The organism is Brachybacterium zhongshanense, from assembly GCF_055385755.1.
Window position 1 is genome coordinate 1,006,270 of the sequence record NZ_AP043790.1, and the last position, 15,523, is coordinate 1,021,792.

At 69.8% G+C, this 15,523-nt stretch carries 13 protein-coding genes; 9 read left to right on the forward strand and 4 right to left on the reverse strand.

Translation table 11 applies throughout. The features are described 5' to 3' along the window. Positions 1-9: 9 nt before the first annotated feature. The 6 genes from ACZ5AJ_RS04620 to ACZ5AJ_RS04645 all read left to right on the forward strand — a co-directional run bounded on the left by ACZ5AJ_RS04620 (position 10) and on the right by ACZ5AJ_RS04645 (position 5,761). A complete protein-coding gene (locus ACZ5AJ_RS04620) occupies positions 10-822 on the forward strand; it encodes a F0F1 ATP synthase subunit delta (RefSeq protein ID WP_464137499.1) in 813 nt (270 codons plus the stop codon). A gap of 80 nt (positions 823-902) precedes the next feature. After that, positions 903-2,528: a F0F1 ATP synthase subunit alpha gene (atpA, locus tag ACZ5AJ_RS04625; RefSeq protein ID WP_464137501.1), complete on the forward strand. Its 1,626-nt coding sequence runs from the start codon at positions 903-905 to the stop codon at positions 2,526-2,528. Positions 2,529-2,600: 72 nt separating this feature from the next. Next, the gene (locus ACZ5AJ_RS04630) at positions 2,601-3,515 is read left to right on the forward strand and encodes a F0F1 ATP synthase subunit gamma (RefSeq protein ID WP_464137503.1); all 915 of its coding nucleotides are present in this window, start codon (positions 2,601-2,603) and stop codon (positions 3,513-3,515) included. Between the two features lie 50 nt (positions 3,516-3,565). Then, the gene (gene atpD / locus ACZ5AJ_RS04635; RefSeq protein ID WP_464137505.1) at positions 3,566-5,035 is read left to right on the forward strand and encodes a F0F1 ATP synthase subunit beta; all 1,470 of its coding nucleotides are present in this window, start codon (positions 3,566-3,568) and stop codon (positions 5,033-5,035) included. Continuing rightward, positions 5,032-5,304, forward strand: a complete 273-nt coding sequence (locus tag ACZ5AJ_RS04640; RefSeq protein ID WP_464137507.1) for a F0F1 ATP synthase subunit epsilon — start codon at positions 5,032-5,034, stop codon at positions 5,302-5,304. The genes atpD and ACZ5AJ_RS04640 overlap by 4 nt, the downstream gene beginning before the upstream one ends. A 16-nt stretch (positions 5,305-5,320) precedes the next feature. Beyond that, entirely contained in the window at positions 5,321-5,761 is a 441-nt protein-coding gene (locus ACZ5AJ_RS04645; RefSeq protein ID WP_464137509.1) for a DUF2550 family protein, read from the forward strand. A gap of 89 nt (positions 5,762-5,850) precedes the next feature. Here the strand turns inward: ACZ5AJ_RS04645 and ACZ5AJ_RS04650 are convergent, their stop codons facing one another. Together ACZ5AJ_RS04650 and nucS are read right to left on the reverse strand one after the other, a co-directional pair. Continuing rightward, positions 5,851-7,071 (reverse strand): N-acetylglucosamine-6-phosphate deacetylase, encoded by a 1,221-nt coding sequence (locus tag ACZ5AJ_RS04650; RefSeq protein ID WP_464137511.1) that lies wholly within the window; start codon positions 7,069-7,071, stop codon positions 5,851-5,853. Positions 7,072-7,151: 80 nt separating this feature from the next. Continuing rightward, positions 7,152-7,859, reverse strand: a complete 708-nt coding sequence (gene nucS / locus ACZ5AJ_RS04655; protein WP_464137513.1) for an endonuclease NucS — start codon at positions 7,857-7,859, stop codon at positions 7,152-7,154. Positions 7,860-8,066: 207 nt separating this feature from the next. On the opposite strand from nucS, the gene ACZ5AJ_RS04660 reads away from it, so the two are divergent. The 3 genes from ACZ5AJ_RS04660 to ACZ5AJ_RS04670 all read left to right on the forward strand — a co-directional run bounded on the left by ACZ5AJ_RS04660 (position 8,067) and on the right by ACZ5AJ_RS04670 (position 11,078). Next, on the forward strand, positions 8,067-8,993 hold the full coding sequence (locus ACZ5AJ_RS04660; RefSeq protein WP_464137515.1) for a hypothetical protein: 927 nt from the start codon (positions 8,067-8,069) through the stop codon (positions 8,991-8,993). Further along, the gene (locus ACZ5AJ_RS04665) at positions 8,990-10,075 is read left to right on the forward strand and encodes a DUF8094 domain-containing protein (protein WP_464137517.1); all 1,086 of its coding nucleotides are present in this window, start codon (positions 8,990-8,992) and stop codon (positions 10,073-10,075) included. Before ACZ5AJ_RS04660 ends, ACZ5AJ_RS04665 begins: the two co-directional genes overlap by 4 nt. Positions 10,076-10,160: 85 nt before the next feature. Continuing rightward, positions 10,161-11,078 carry a co-chaperone YbbN gene (locus tag ACZ5AJ_RS04670; protein ID WP_464137519.1) on the forward strand — a complete coding sequence of 306 codons (918 nt, stop codon included), beginning with the start codon at positions 10,161-10,163 and terminating at the stop codon, positions 11,076-11,078. A 75-nt stretch (positions 11,079-11,153) separates the two neighbouring features. On the opposite strand, the gene glgB is transcribed toward ACZ5AJ_RS04670, so the two are convergent. Both glgB and ACZ5AJ_RS04680 read right to left on the reverse strand, forming a co-directional pair. Next, a complete protein-coding gene (gene glgB / locus ACZ5AJ_RS04675) occupies positions 11,154-13,352 on the reverse strand; it encodes a 1,4-alpha-glucan branching protein GlgB (protein ID WP_464137521.1) in 2,199 nt (732 codons plus the stop codon). Next, on the reverse strand, positions 13,345-15,324 hold the full coding sequence (locus tag ACZ5AJ_RS04680; RefSeq protein ID WP_464138690.1) for an alpha-1,4-glucan--maltose-1-phosphate maltosyltransferase: 1,980 nt from the start codon (positions 15,322-15,324) through the stop codon (positions 13,345-13,347). The genes glgB and ACZ5AJ_RS04680 overlap by 8 nt, the downstream gene beginning before the upstream one ends. Positions 15,325-15,523: the final 199 nt, after the last annotated feature.

Genomic DNA, 15,523 nt, shown 5'->3' on the forward strand with positions numbered 1-15,523 from the left:
GGACCACAGATGCGAGGAACCTCCTCCACCTCCCTCCACGAGGTGACCCAGCGATCCCAGGACCTGTTCCGCGGCGGCGCGCCGCTCGAGCAGACCGCCGGGGACCTCTTCTCCGTCGCCGATGCGATCGACTCCAGCAACCAGCTGGTGCGGATCCTCAGCGACGGCGGCCGTCCTGCCGAGGTCAAGGAGAGCGTCCTGCGGTCGCTCTTCGACGGCCGCGTCTCCCCGGCCGCACTCGATCTCGCTCTCGAGGTCGTCCGTCGCCGCTGGTCCGAGCAGGAGGACGTCCTGGACGCCCTCGAGCAGCTCGGCATCGAGGCTCTGCTCGAGCAGGCCTTCCGCGATGGCGCGCTCGAGCAGGTCGAGGAGGAGCTGTTCCAGATCTCCCGGCTGATCGAGGACAGCTCCGCGCTGAGCGGTGCGCTCGACGACGCCCGTGAGACGCCGTCCGAGCGAGAGGGCATCCTCTCGCGTCTGCTGGAGGGCCGGGCTCATCCGCTGACCGTCGTGCTCGCCCGTCGGGCCGTGGCGCGTCGCAGCGATCTGAAGCCCGCTCGCCGTCTGCTCGGCTTCGCCGAGTTCGCCTCCGCGCGACGCAGCCGCCTGCTCGCCGTGGTCACCAGCGCACGCCCGCTCTCCCCGGAGCAGCAGGCCCGACTCGGCTCCATCCTGACTCGGGTCTACGGGCGCGAGGTGCAGGCCAACTACGACCTGGACGAGGACGTCGTCGGCGGCCTGCGCATCCGGGTCGGCGACGATCTCTATGACGCGACCGTTCTCGCGCGCCTGGCGCAGGCACGCACTCGCCTGGTGGCCTGACGGCCCCGCTCCCGGCGATTCCCAGCATCACGACGACAGCCTTCGCATCGGCGAGGGACGAGAGGAAGCGAAGCACTCCGATGGCTGAGCTCACGATCCGACCGGAGGACATCCGGAACGCCCTGGACACGGCGGTGTCCACCTACCAGGCCGGCACTCCCGACCGCGAGGAGATCGGCCGAGTCACCGAGTCGGCCGACGGCATCGCCCGCATCGAGGGCCTGCCGAACATCATGGCCAACGAGCTGGTCCGCTTCGAGGACGGGACCCTCGGCCTCGCCCTGAACCTCGAGCTGCGAGAGGTCGGCGTCGTCGTCCTCGGCGAGTTCACCGGGATCGAGGAGGGCCAGGAGGTCCGCCGGACCGGCGAGGTGCTCTCCGTCCCCGTCGGCGACGGCTACCTCGGCCGCGTGGTCGACCCCACCGGCGCCCCCATCGACGGCCTCGGCGAGATCGAGACCGTCGGCCGCCGCGCCCTCGAGCTCCAGGCCCCCACTGTCATGCAGCGCAAGAGCGTCAAGGAGCCCATGCAGACGGGCCTCAAGGCCATCGATGCGATGACTCCGATCGGCCGCGGCCAGCGCCAGCTGATCATCGGCGACCGTCAGACCGGCAAGACCACGGTCGCCATCGACACGATCCTCAACCAGAAGGCCAACTGGGAGTCGGGCGATCCGTCGAAGCAGGTCCGCTGCATCTACGTGGCCGTCGGCCAGAAGGGCTCGACGATCGCCTCGGTGCGCGCGACCCTCGAGGAGAACGGCGCGCTGGACTACACCACGATCGTCGCGGCTCCCGCCTCCGATCCCGCCGGCTTCAAGTACATCGCGCCCTACACCGGATCCGCGATCGGCCAGCACTGGATGTACGAGGGCAAGCACGTCCTCATCGTCTTCGACGACCTGTCCAAGCAGGCCGAGGCCTACCGCGCCGTGTCGCTCCTGCTGCGCCGCCCGCCGGGCCGTGAGGCTTACCCGGGTGACGTCTTCTACCTGCACTCCCGTCTGCTCGAGCGCTGCGCGAAGCTCTCGGACGAGATGGGCGGCGGCTCGATGACCGGTCTTCCGATCATCGAGACGAAGGCGAATGACGTGTCGGCGTACATCCCGACCAACGTCATCTCCATCACCGACGGCCAGTGCTTCCTGCAGTCGGACCTGTTCAACGCGAACCAGCGCCCGGCGGTCGACGTCGGCATCTCGGTCTCCCGAGTCGGTGGATCCGCCCAGATCAAGGCGATGAGGTCCGTCTCCGGAACGCTGAAGATCTCGCTCGCCCAGTACCGCGACCTCGAGTCCTTCGCGATGTTCGCCTCGGACCTGGATGCCGCCTCCAAGCAGCAGCTCAGCCGCGGCGCGCGTCTGATGGAGCTGCTCAAGCAGGCGCAGAACTCGCCGTTCCCGGTCGAGGAGCAGGTCATCTCGATCTGGGCCGGCACCACCGGCAAGCTCGACGAGATCGAGGTCGAGGACGTCCGCGACTTCGAGTCCCAGCTGCTCGAGCATCTGCGCCACAACGGCACGGTCCTCGAGGACATCCGGAGCTCGCAGAAGTTCTCGGACGAGACCGAGGCTCAGGCTTCGTCGATCCTCGAGCAGGTCAAGCGTGACTTCCTGGCCGCGAAGGGGCAGGACGCCGCGGTCACCGACGTCCACTCCAGCGCGTCCGATGAGGACATCGACCAGGAGCGCATCGTCCGCGGATGATCCTGACAGCCTCCCGTCCTCGCGGACGGGAGGCGCAGGACGCCGGCAGGATCATCCCCGCGAAGGAGAGACATGGGAGCCCAGCAGAGGGTCTACAAGCAGCGGATCGGCTCCGCCCAGGGCATGAAGAAGATCTTCAAGGCCAAGGAGATGGTGGCCGCCTCGCGCATCTCGAAGGCGCATGCGCGCGTCCTCGCGACGACGCCCTACGCCGAGGCGATCACCCGTGCCATCGGTGCGGTCGCCACGCACTCGACCGACGTCGAGCACACCTTCCTCGATCAGGATCGCGCATCCAGCGGCCGCGTCGGCATCCTGCTGATCACGGCCGACCGCGGGATGACGGGGTCGTACTCCCACAACGTCATCCGCACCGCGGAGGAGCTCGGCAACAAGCTGACCGCTGAGGGCAAGACGCCTGTGCTCTACGTGGTCGGCCGCAAGGGCGAGACCTATTACAGGTTCCGCAACCGCCCGCCGCATGCCGCCTGGGCACCGTACGCGGAGCCGGAGCTGGCCGATCTCGGCCACGACATCGCGCTGCGCGTGACAGCGGATCTCCTCAGCGACGATCCTGCCGAGCACATCGACGAGCTCTACCTGGTGGGCACCCGCTTCCTCAGCCGCTTCCATCAGGTCGCACGGGCCACTCGCCTGGTGCCGATCGAGATCGTGGACAGCCCCGAGGACGAGCAGTCGCCGACCTACCCGCTGTACGAGTTCGCCCCGGACGCCGAGCACGTCATGGACGAGCTGATGCCCCGGTATCTGGAGTCCCGCATCGTCAACATCCTGATGCAGTCGATCGCGTCGGAGCACGCGGCGACGCAGCGCGCGATGAAGACCGCGACGGACAACGCCGAGACCCAGATCCGGAAGTTCACGCGCCTGGCCAACTCGGCCCGCCAGGCGGAGATCACCCAGGAGATCACGGAGATCGTCGGCGGCGCCGACGCCCTCGCGGGATCCGGTCGCAAGGAACGCTGAGCCGCCTCGAAGCGCACCGAGCGCCGGCCTGAACCATTGGAGAGAAGCACATGAGCACCCCCGCCACCACCGCCCCGGCTGCCGAGCAGCAGCAGGGGACCGGTCGTATCGCCCGCGTCACCGGCGCGGTCGTCGACATCGAGTTCCCCCCGGGCAGCATCCCTGACCTCTACAACGCCTTGACCGCCCGCATCGATGCGCAGGGCGCGGGCCTCGAGCCCTCGACCCTGACCCTCGAGGTCGCCCAGCACCTGGGCGACGGCATGGTCCGCGCGATCGCCCTGAAGCCGACCGACGGCCTGGTCCGCGGCCAGGCCGTGGTCGACACGGGCGCCCCGATCTCCGTGCCGGTGGGAGACGCCACCCTCGGCACCGTGTTCGATGTGACGGGCACGGCCCTCAACAAGGACCCGGAGTCCCTCCAGGTCACCGATCGCTGGCCGATCCACCGTCAGGCGCCGAACTTCGATCAGCTGGAGTCCAAGACCCAGATGTTCGAGACCGGCATCAAGTCGATCGACCTCCTCACCCCGTACGTGCAGGGCGGCAAGATCGGCCTGTTCGGCGGCGCGGGCGTCGGCAAGACGGTCCTCATCCAGGAGATGATCTACCGCGTGGCCAACAACCACGACGGCGTCTCCGTGTTCGCCGGCGTCGGCGAGCGCACGCGTGAGGGCTGGGACCTCATCGAGGAGATGACCGAGTCCGGAGTCATCGACAAGACCGCACTGGTCTTCGGCCAGATGGACGAGCCGCCGGGCACCCGTCTCCGGGTGGCCCTGTCGGCGCTGACGATGGCGGAGTACTTCCGCGATGTCCAGGCGCAGGACGTGCTGCTGTTCATCGACAACATCTTCCGCTTCACGCAGGCGGGCTCCGAGGTGTCCACGCTGCTGGGCCGCATGCCCTCTGCTGTGGGCTACCAGCCGAACCTGGCCGATGAGATGGGCGTCCTCCAGGAGCGCATCACCTCGACCCGCGGCCACTCGATCACCTCGATGCAGGCCATCTACGTCCCCGCCGACGACTACACCGATCCGGCTCCGGCGACGACCTTCGCCCACCTGGACGCGACCACCGAGCTCTCGCGCGAGATCGCCTCCCGCGGCCTCTACCCGGCGATCGATCCGCTGTCCTCCACCTCGCGCATCCTCGACCCGCGCTACATCGGTCAGGATCACTACGACACCGCGGTGCGCGTGAAGCAGATCCTGCAGCGCAACAAGGAGCTGCAGGACATCATCGCGATGCTCGGCGTCGACGAGCTGTCCGAGGAGGACAAGGTGATCGTGGCGCGCGCCCGCCGCATCCAGCAGTTCCTCTCCCAGAACACCCACCTCGCCAAGCAGTTCACCGGCGTCGACGGCTCGGACGTCCCGCTGCGAGACACGATCGAAGGCTTCAAGGGCATCTGCGACGGCGAGTTCGACCACATCGCGGAGCAGGCGTTCTTCAACGTCGGCGGCATCGACATGGTGCTCGAGAACTGGCACCGCATCCAGAAGGAGCTCGGTCAGTGAGCTCCCTCGAGGTCACCTTCGTCACCGCGGATCGGACCGTGTGGTCCGGCGGCGCCTCGCAGGTGGTGGTACCCGCGGCCGATGGCTCGATGGGCATCCTGCCGCGCATGCAGCCCACCCTCGCCATCCTCAGCGACGGCGTCGTGCGCATCATCGCGGACAACGGCGAGGTCACCGAGCGCGAGGTCCATGGGGGCTTCGTCTCGATGGACAGCGACGTGGTCACCATCGCCGTCGATCGGGCCAAGCGCCTGACCTCCGCACGCTGACGGGTCCGCACCTTCCATGACGCATGTGAGCATCCCGATCCTCCTCCTGGGGATCGGGGTGCTCATCGTCGTCTGCGCACTTCTCGTGGTCGGCAGGCATCTTTTCGTCTACCGGCGCCCCGGGGCGATCGAATGCGATCTGCGACGGCGCGGTCTGGTCGGGGGCAAGGCCTGGCAGCACGGCGTGGTCCGCTTCGGGACCGAACGCATCCGCTGGTACCACATGGCATCGCTCCGGCCCGGTCCGTCGCTGTCGGTGCGACGCAGCGAGATCTTCGACGTCCGGCGTCGTGAGCTGCCGGTGCGGGTCGAAGGGACCCCGGTCGAGTGCCTGGTGACCCTCACGCTTGCCGACGGCCGGGAGGTCCAGGCGATCGCCGAGCGAGGTGCCACCGCGGCCCTGACCGCATGGCTGGAGTCCGCGCCGACAGGACAGGTCATCGGCGACGCGGACTGAGGGCGCGGCGCCTGCCAGCGGCCCGCCCTGACGGATCGGGCCCGCCCCCTCGGTGCGCGATGGCACCTCGAGGCCGAGAGTCCTGTCGGTCAGACCGGTGCGCCGGAGCGGAGCACCTCCACCGGGCGCAGCTGAGCGTCGACGAGCAGCAGATCCGCCCGCAGGCCCGCACGCAGCGCGCCGATCTCATCCTGCAGTCCGAGCACTGCGGCGGGCACCGACGAGGCTGCACGCACAGCTCTCGTGAGGTCGATCCCTGCCTCCTGCACGGCGAAGCGCACGACGTCCAGCAGGTGCGCCGTGCCGCCGGCGATGGCGCCGCCCTCGGTGAGCGTGGCGACCCCCTTGTCGACAGTGACGTCGAGAGCGCCGAGGCTGTAGCGTCCGTCGGCCATGCCCGCCGCTGCCATCGCGTCGGTCACGAGCACCACGGCGCCGTCGGCCGCGATGGAGAAGACATGGGCGACGGTGCGGGCGTCCAGATGCACCCCGTCGGCGATGAGCTCCACCACGAGCTCGCCGCGCGACGCCGCGTCGAGGGCGGCGAGTGCGGGCCCCGGATCCCGGTGGTGGATGGGCCGCATGCCGTTGAACAGATGGGTGGCGGTCGGCCGGGGACTGCGCCCCCGAGCCCGACGGAGCGCATCGAGGGAGGTCCGCACGGCACCGGTCATGTCCGTGCTCGACCCGTCGGTGTGCCCGAGGGACGGGACCGCCCCGGAGTGCGCGAGCGCGTCGATGACGTCGTCGGCTCCTGCCGACTCCGGGGCCAGGGTCATGGTCGCGAGCGCTCCGTCGGCGATCACGGCGAGCTCGCGCACCAGATCGGCGTCGCCTCCGCGGATGTGCTCGGGGTTCTGAGCGCCCTTCCGCGCGACCGAGATGAAGGGGCCCTCGAGATGGATGCCGGCGATCTCGCCGTCCTGCGCGAGCGCAGAGAGGTCCCGCACACGGGCGCGCAGTGTCGCAGCAGACGCGGTGACCAGGGAAGCCACGAGCGAGGTGGTGCCGTGGCGTCGATGCTCGAGCACGGCCGTGCGCATCTCCTCGGGGCCTTCGGCATCGGGGAAGGACGCGCCGCCCCCGCCGTGGCAGTGGAGGTCCACGAGGCCCGGAAGCAGCAGTCCGTCGTGCTGGCGCGAGGTGAGCACCGTGTGCGGCGGAGCCTGGGCTGCGGGCCCGGCCCAGAGGACGCGGGAGCCGGCGATCAGGACGAGTGCGTCGGGGCACAGCCCGTCAGGGAGCACCGCAGGGCAGCGCAGCCCGAGGTCGGCCTCGAGGAGTCGAGGTCCAGGGGTATCGGCGGGCATGGCTGCTCCTCGGTGGTCGGGGCCTTGATCGCCAAGCACTGTGCGACGGCCCGAGAGCGATGGTCGAGCGGGGGAGGCGGTCAGAAGAGTCGCGCCTCGGAGTCGTCGATGCCGCGCAGCGCGTCGTAGTCCAGGGTGACGCAGTCGATCCCGCGGTCGACGGCCAGTACGCGCGCCTGCGGCTTGATGGCCTGCGCGGCGAAGATCCCGCGCACGGGCGACAGGAGCGGGTCGCGGTTGAGCAGCTCGAGATAGCGGGTGAGCTGCTCGACGCCGTCGATCTCACCGCGGCGCTTGATCTCCACGGCGACGGCCGCTCCGTCGGCATCCCGCGCGAGGATGTCGACCGGGCCGATGGCTGTCGCGTACTCGCGCCGGACCAGGGTCCATCCCTCGCCCAGCGTGGTGATGTTCTGGGCGAGCAGCTCCTGCAGGTGGGCTTCGACGCCGTCCTTCTGGAGGCCCGGATCCTCACCGAGCTCATGCGCGCTGTCCTCGAACACCTCGTGCAGCCGCACGCGCAGGGTGTCCCCGCTCTTGGCGTGGGTGACGTCCCACTGCTCGATCCAGTCGCTGTCGGGGTCGGCCTCGATCTCGGCATCGTCCCGGCGCGTGGTGCGCAGCGTGCACGGCGGGCTCATCCAGTTCAGGGGCTTGTAGCTGCCTCCGTCGGAATGCACCAGCACGCTGCCGTCGGCTTTGACGATCAGCAGGCGGGGAGCCAGGGGAAGATGGGCGGTGAGACGACCGGAGTAGTCGACGGAGCAGCGGGCAACCACGAGACGCACCTCGCCAGGGTACTGGACTCCTGCGCGCTCGTGGCTTCGCTCCAGGTGCTGACGCGACGACGGGCGAGGGCGCGCGGACGGGAGTCAGCGGGGACAGTGACCTCGGATAAAGATGGTGGTGCGATGCTGTCGCGATGCCACGGGCCGCCGTATCGTGGGCAGACCCGTGTCCGGGACCGTCCCGGCGACCCCTGAAGGAGAAGTCCCGTGCAACGACTGCTTGCCGTCCTCCTGGTGCTGGTCGGGCTGATCGGCCTTGCGCTGGGCAGGCTCGGAGAGACCACCTGGGCCCCCGCGACCGAGGTGACCTCCTCCGTCGAGCTCAGCGAGCCCGGGCCAGCCGTCGTGATCGATCCCGGAGTCCTGTACATCGGCGGGACGGAGGGCGAGGTCACCGTCACCGGCGCTTCGTCGGTCTCGATGATCACGGCCTCGAACTCGGACATCGACGCCTATCTCGACGGTGTGCAGTACACGCGGATCACCGGGGCGAGCAGCTGGTCGACGCTGTCGACCGAGACGGTCAACGCCGACGGTGACACCGAGCTCACCGATCCGACGTCCTCGGACCTGTGGCGAACGGTGGAGACGCAGGACAGCCCCCTGACCATCGACGTGGCGGACTTCTACGCCGGAGAGTCCGGAGAGGACGAGCAGGTGTATCGCGCGATCCTGCTGGTCACGGACGGGTCCTCGGCTGGCGCGGACTCCGTCAGCATCACCTGGCCGGTCGACGACACCAACGAGTGGGTGCCCTATGCCTACGCGGGAGGTGCCGCGGTCGCCGTGGTCGGGCTGATCCTGCTCGTGCTCTCCCTCGGCTCCGGTCGCCGTCGGCGCGGTGAGGGCGAGATCGACGAGGTCGAGGCCGCCGAGGACGCCCTGGGTGACGATGCCCTCGACGACGAGGATGTCCCGGAGGTCGAGGCCGCCGACGACGCCGAGGACGCCGAGGACCCCGGGATCATCACCGTCCCGGGCGGTGCAGCGCGCACGCACCGCGCTGACGATGAGGAGCCCGGCGGGGAGGAGTCCGACGAGGCCTCCTCCGAGGAGACGACCGACGCGCTGCCCAGGATCGACGACAGCGATCCGCAGGACAGCGAACCGAAGGACACGGAGGAGCCCCGATGACCCGCAGCCCTCGCCATCAGCCCGGACTCGGCCGACGCGGTCTCCTGCTGGGCGCCGGCGGCATCCTGGTCTCCGGGGTGCTCAGCGCCTGCTCCCAGGAGGAGGACATCCCACCGGCGCCGCCGACGGGTCCTGAGCTCGCGGCGCCCACCCCGATCGCCGACGCCGGCCAGTTCGGCACCTATGTCGAGGAGGTCAACAGCGCCCTCGTCTCGGCCGATGAGGCGCTCGACGCCGATGAGCTCGCACCGCGGGTGACGGGATCCGCGGCCAGCTTCCGCGAGAAGATGTACGCGATGATCAAGGAGGACGACGCGTGGAAGGACTCCGTGTCCACGCCGTCGGCCGAGCTCATCGTCCCGATGACCTCGACCTCCGAGGAGTTCCCCCGCACTGTGCTCGGTCTGGTCTCCGACTCCGCGGAGAGCGGCGTCCCCTTCTTCATGGTCCTGCAGCAGCAGGATGCGAAGTCCCCGTACACCACATGGGGATGGGCTCAGCAGGCGCAGGACGTGGAGATGCCGACCGTGCCCAGCGACCTGGTCGGGTCCGAGCCCGTCGCCCTGGATGCGGACGGCCTGGTCTCCACGCCGTCGGATGCGCTGGCGCTGTATGCGAAGGTCCTCAGCGACGGCGATGCGGCGGATCCCGATGACATCCTCGCCGAGAACCCGTATCAGACCAACGTCCACGCGCAGATCCAGGCGGAGCGCGAGATGCTGAACCAGGTCCAGAACGCCGAGGACGCCGACCGCGACGAGTACGCCACCATCAAGGAGGTGTACACCGTCGGCGAGGAGGAGTTCGCGGGTCTGCGCACCGACGACGGGGGAGCGATCGTGATGGCGACGTTCACCTCCACCCGCACCATGACCCTCCTGAACGAGGCGACGGTGACGCTGGACAGCGACAACGAGTTCTACGGGCGCTACATCGAGCTCATCGGAACATCGACCCTGACGGAGAAGTTCGTCCGCTCCTTCGGGACCACGGTGGCGCTGTTCATCCCCTCCGCCGAGGCCGGCGGACAGATCCAGCCCATCGGCGCGACCCGCGTGCCGCTCGGGGCCAGCGGGTCCTGATCCCAGGGTCTCCCTGCGAGAGCCGTCATCACTAGACTGGTGCGGTCCTGACTCAGACGACAGACCTCGACGAAGGAGCATCTTCGTGACAGATCCCTACGGCATCATCGACCTCGGTTCGCTCAGGCAGCCCGCCGGCGGGGCAGGCGGCTCCACCGGTGCTGGCGGCACAGGAGCTCCGGGCGCCCATGAGGTCACGGTCACCGAGCAGGGCCTCGAGCAGCTGGTCGCGGACTCGCAGAGCGTCGCGACGCTGCTGGTCGTCACGAGCGGGAGAGTGCCCGAGGGCGACGCTTTCCTCCAGGGGCTGCGCGACGGCGTGGACCGACGTGGCGGTGCGGTGAGGCTGGCCGTCGTCGACGCGGACACGCAGCCGAGGGTCGCGGCCGCTCTGCGCGTCCAGCAGCTGCCGACGCTGCTGCTCCTGGTGCTGGGCCAGCTGCAGCCGATCACGCAGTCCGTGCTGCCTGCGGAGGAGATCGAGAACCTGCTCGGTCAGGTCGTCGAGCTCGCCCGCCAGCAGGGCCTGGACGTGAGCGCCGCCGACGGCGCCGACGCCGCAGAGGAGCCCGCCGAGGTCGAGGAGCCGCTGCCGCCGCTCATCGCCGAGGCCTATGAGGCCATCGAGAAGGGCGATCTCGACGCGGCCGTGGACGCCTATCGTCGTCAGCTGCAGCAGAGCCCCGCCGACGCCGAGGCCAAGGCCGGGCTCGCCTCCGTGGAGCTCATGCGGCGCACGGCGGATGCGGATCCGTCGACCGCCCGCACCGCGGCCGCGGAGAACCCGACGGATCTCGGCGCCCAGTTCCTTGTCGCTGATCTCGACATGCTCGGGGGTCACGTCGAGGACGCCTTCGCGCGACTGCTGGACCTCCTGCGCGGCGCCGACCCGGAGACCAAGGACTCAGTCCGGGGACGCCTGCTCGAGCTGTTCGAGGTCGCCGGTCCTGAGGACCCCCGGGTGCCCCCGGCCCGCAAGCGCCTCGCGAACCTCCTCTTCTGAGACGCCCGCCGTCGGTCGACGATCGCCGGGCGGCCCCGTCGAGGATGCGGGCGGCACCCGTCGGGGAGCTCGGCGTCAGTGCTCGCGAAGGCGCTCGGGAATCAGCACGACGGACCCCAGCGGCGGAACGGACAGGCGCACCGAGTGATCGCGTCCGTGACTGGGCAGCGTCTCGGCATGGACCTTCCCGAGGTTGCCGACGCCGCTTCCGCCGTAGACGGTCGCGTCGGAGTTGAGGACCTCGAGCCAGGCACCGCCCTCGGGGAGCGGGATGCGGTAGTCGATCCACGGTTCGGCGGCGAAGTTGATGACCACCACGACGGGGTCGCCTGCGCTGTCGCGTCGGACGAAGGCGATGAGGTTGTGGCCGGCGTCGTCGCCGATCAGCCATTCGAAGCCACCGGGATCCTGGTCGCGCTCGTAGAGGGCGGGGAACTCGGCCTGGAGGGCGTTGAGGTCCTTCACCAGCTGCTGCACACCGCGGTGCAGCGGGTACTCCAGCAGCCACCAGGGCAGTCCCGCCTGCTCGGACCATTCGTTGCCCTGCGCGAACTCGCACCCCATGAACAGCAGCTGCTTGCCGGGGTGGGTCCACTGCAGGGACAGGTAGGCGCGCGTCGACGCCGCCTGCTGCCAGTCGTCCCCGGGGGCCTTGCGCAGCAGCGAGCCCTTGCCGTGGACGACCTCGTCATGGCTGATGGGCAGCACGAAGTTCTCGGAGTACTGGTAGACCATCGAGAAGGTCAGCTCACCATGGTGGTGCTGGCGGTTGATCGGGTCCTCGCCGAGGTACACGAGGGAGTCGTGCATCCAGCCCATGTTCCACTTGAAGCCGAATCCGAGCCCGCCCGCATCGGTGGGCCGGGTCACCCCGGGGAAGGAGGTCGACTCCTCGGCGATCATCACGATGCCGGGGGCGCGCTTGTAGGCGGTGGCGTTGGCCTCCTGCAGGAAGGCGATGGCCTCGAGGTCCTCGCGCCCACCGTCCCGATTGGGGACCCATTGGCCCTCCGCGCGCGAGTAGTCCAGGTACAGCATCGAGGCGACGGCATCCACCCGCAGGCCGTCGACATGGAACTCCTCGAGCCAGTAGCAGGCGTTGGCGACCAGGAAGTTGCGCACCTCGTTGCGTCCGACGTCGAAGACGTAGGTGCCCCAGTCCGGATGCTCTCCGCGGCGCGGATCCGCGTGCTCGTACAGCGGCGTCCCGTCGAAGCGCCCCAGGGCCCACTCGTCCTTGGGGAAGTGGGCGGGCACCCAGTCCATGATCACGCCGATGCCCGCGCGATGCAGGGCATCGATAAGGTGCCGGAGCTGGTCGGGCGTGCCGAGCCGTGAGGTGGGCGCGTAGTAGCCGGTGACCTGATAGCCCCAGGAGCCCCCGAAGGGGTGCTCGGCGAGCGGCATGAACTCCACGTGCGTGAAGCCGGTCTCCCGGACGTAGTCCACGAGCTCGGTCGCGAGCTCCTCATACCCCAGCCCGGGGCGCCAGCTGCCCAGATGCACCTCGTAGATGGACATCCGGGAGGTCACGGGGGAGGTCTGCGCACGCTCGGCCAGCCAGGCGTCGTCGGACCATTCGTAGGTGCTGTCGGTCACGATCGAGCCGGTCGCGGGCGGCACCTCCGCACGGCGGGCCATCGGATCCGCCTTGTCCCGCCAGACGCCGTCGGCGCCCAGGATCCTGAACTTGTAGACGTCGCCCTCCCCGACTCCCGGCAGGAAGATCTCCCAGACCCCCGACGCGCCGAGCGAGCGCAGGGCGCTCCCACGGCCCTCCCATCCGTTGAACGAGCCGACGACCTGCACGGCGCGCGCGTTCGGTGCCCAGACGGCGAACGAGGTGCCGGGGACGCGATCGACGGTGCGCACATGCGCTCCCAGACTGTTCCACAGCTCCTCGTGGCGGCCCTCGCGGATCAGATGCAGGTCGAGCTCGCCGAGAGTGGGCAGGAAGCGGTAGGGCTCCTCGAGATCGACCGGGTCCTGGCCCTCCTGCCAGGTGACGCGGATCCGGTGCCGACGCAGCTCCGGGCGCTCGACGACCGCGACCCAGACGCCGTCGTGCTCGTGCGCCATCGGCTGGGCCGTGCCGTCCTCGAGGACGACCTCCACGGCGTGGGCGAACGGCTTGAGGGTGCGCACCGTGATCGCCCCGTCGTACTCCTGCGCCCCCAGCACCGAGTGAGGATCGTGATAGCTCCCGGTCGCGGTCGCGCCGAGCTCGTGCGCGCCGACGGGCAGTGCGTCGGGCACCGCGGTGTTCTCAGCCATGACGGTCCTCCTCGGGATGGATGATGCGCAGCACGTGCGCCGGCCGGTCCGTGGCGCTGAGGATCACGTACGGATCGCGATCCCAGCTGAAGCGCTCGCCGGTGAGCAGGTCCTCGACCTCGAAGCGGTCGCCGACGCCGAGGGCTCCGGTGTCGAGGTGGATCGTCGTCCAGGCGTCGGCATCGTGCCGGGTCAGGGAGACCACGAGCACGGTGTCGGGCTCGCCGGTGCCGCTGTCTGCCGCATCGAGGTGCTTGGAGTAGACGACCACCTGCGGATCGTCGGCCTGATGGAAGCGGATCGCGGTGAGGGACTGGAGCGCGGGGTGCTCGCGTCGGATCCGGTTGAGATCCGTCAGCAGCGGCTCGAGGCTCTCGCCGCGCGTGAGGGCTCCCGTGTAGTCGCGCGGCCGGTACTCGTACTTCTCGTTGTCGATCTGCTCCTCGGCGCCGGGCCGCGGCACGTCCTCGACCAGCTCGTAGCCGGAGTAGATGCCCCAGGTGGGCACGAGGGTCGCGGCGAGGACGGCCCGCAGGACGAAGGCCCGGCGACCGCCCGAGGACATGAACGGCGTGAGGATGTCGTGGGTCGTGGGCCAGAAGCTCGGCCGCATGTACGGAGCCGCCTCGACCAGCTCCTCCAGGTACTCCTGCAGCTCCTCAGGACTGTGCCGCCAGGTGAAGTAGGTGTAGCTCTGGTGGAAGCCGACCTTGCCGAGCGTGTGCATCATCGTCGGGCGGGTGAACGCCTCGGCCAGGAAGATCACCTCGGGGTGCTTCTCGTCGAACTCGGCGAGGAGCTCCTCCCAGAAGCGCACCGGCTTGGTGTGCGGATTGTCCACGCGGAACAGCGTCACGCCGTGCGACACCCACATCTCGAGCACATCGCGTATCGCCGCGTAGAGGCCCTCGTAGTCGGTGTCGAAGCTGAGGGGATAGATGTCCTGGTACTTCTTGGGCGGGTTCTCGGCATAGGCGATGGTGCCGTCGGGTCGCACGGTGAACCACTCCGGGTGCTCGCTCACCCACGGATGGTCGGGCGAGCACTGGAGGGCGACGTCCATGGCGACCTCGAGCCCCAGCTCCTTCGCGCGACCGACGAAGGCGTCGAAGTCCTCCATGGTGCCCAGGTCCGGATGGATCGCGTCATGGCCGCCGTCGGCCGAGCCGATCGCGTACGGCGAGCCGGGATCCCCGGGACGGGTCTCCAAGGAGTTGTTGCGGCCCTTGCGGAAGGCGGTCCCGATCGGGTGGATGGGCGTCAGGTAGGCGACGTCGAAGCCCATCGCGGCGATCCGGTCGAGGGACTGCGCCGCGGTCGAGAGGGTCCCGGAGACCCAGCCCCGGCCCTCGTCGAAGCGGGCGCCCTCGGAGCGGGGGAAGAACTCGTACCAGGAGCCGTACGAGGCGAGGCGCCGGTGCACGATCAGAGGGTGGGGACCGGAGACGGTGACGCCCTCGCGCAGGGGCCGCTCGTCCAGAAGTCCTCGCAGATCCGCGGCCAGGGCAGGGGCGACGCGTGCCGCGGGGGAGAGCGTGGTCTGGGCCAGGCTCTCGAGCGCTGCGCGCACGACCGGACCGTCGGAGGCGGGGCGTGCGCCCTGCTCGATCTCGGCCAGGACGCGGCCGAGCACCTCGATGCCCTCCGCGCAGACGAGCGCCACGTCCATGTCCACCGGGATCTTCACCTCGGCGGTGTGCGCCCAGGTGTCGTACGGCGAGGAGAACGCCTCCACGCGGAAGGCATGGTGGCCCGTGGCCTGTGGACGGACCCTCGCCTCCCAGAGATCCAGTCCGGGATTCGTCGGGCGCATGCGGGAGACGGTCTCGGTGCCGTCGGGTGCGATCAGCACGACCTGCACTCCCATGGCGTCGTGGCCCTCACGGAAGGCGTTGGCGACCACGGTGATCGTCTCGCCCTCGGCGCACGAGGCGGGGAAGCGGCCTCCGTCGACGACGGGGGAGACCAGCATGATCGGGATGCGGCCGACGCCGGCGTCGAGGCCCGCCGACGGCGCCTCGGCCGACGGCGAGGCAGCAGCCGGCACGACGCCCGACGGCGAGGACGAGGTGCCCGGGAGGTCAGAGGGTGGGGGTGCGGAGGGCGTCTTCGCGGACGGTCCCGGATCTGCGGGGGCTCCGGTGGCCCTGCGGCGCGCGCTCCTGGCGTCG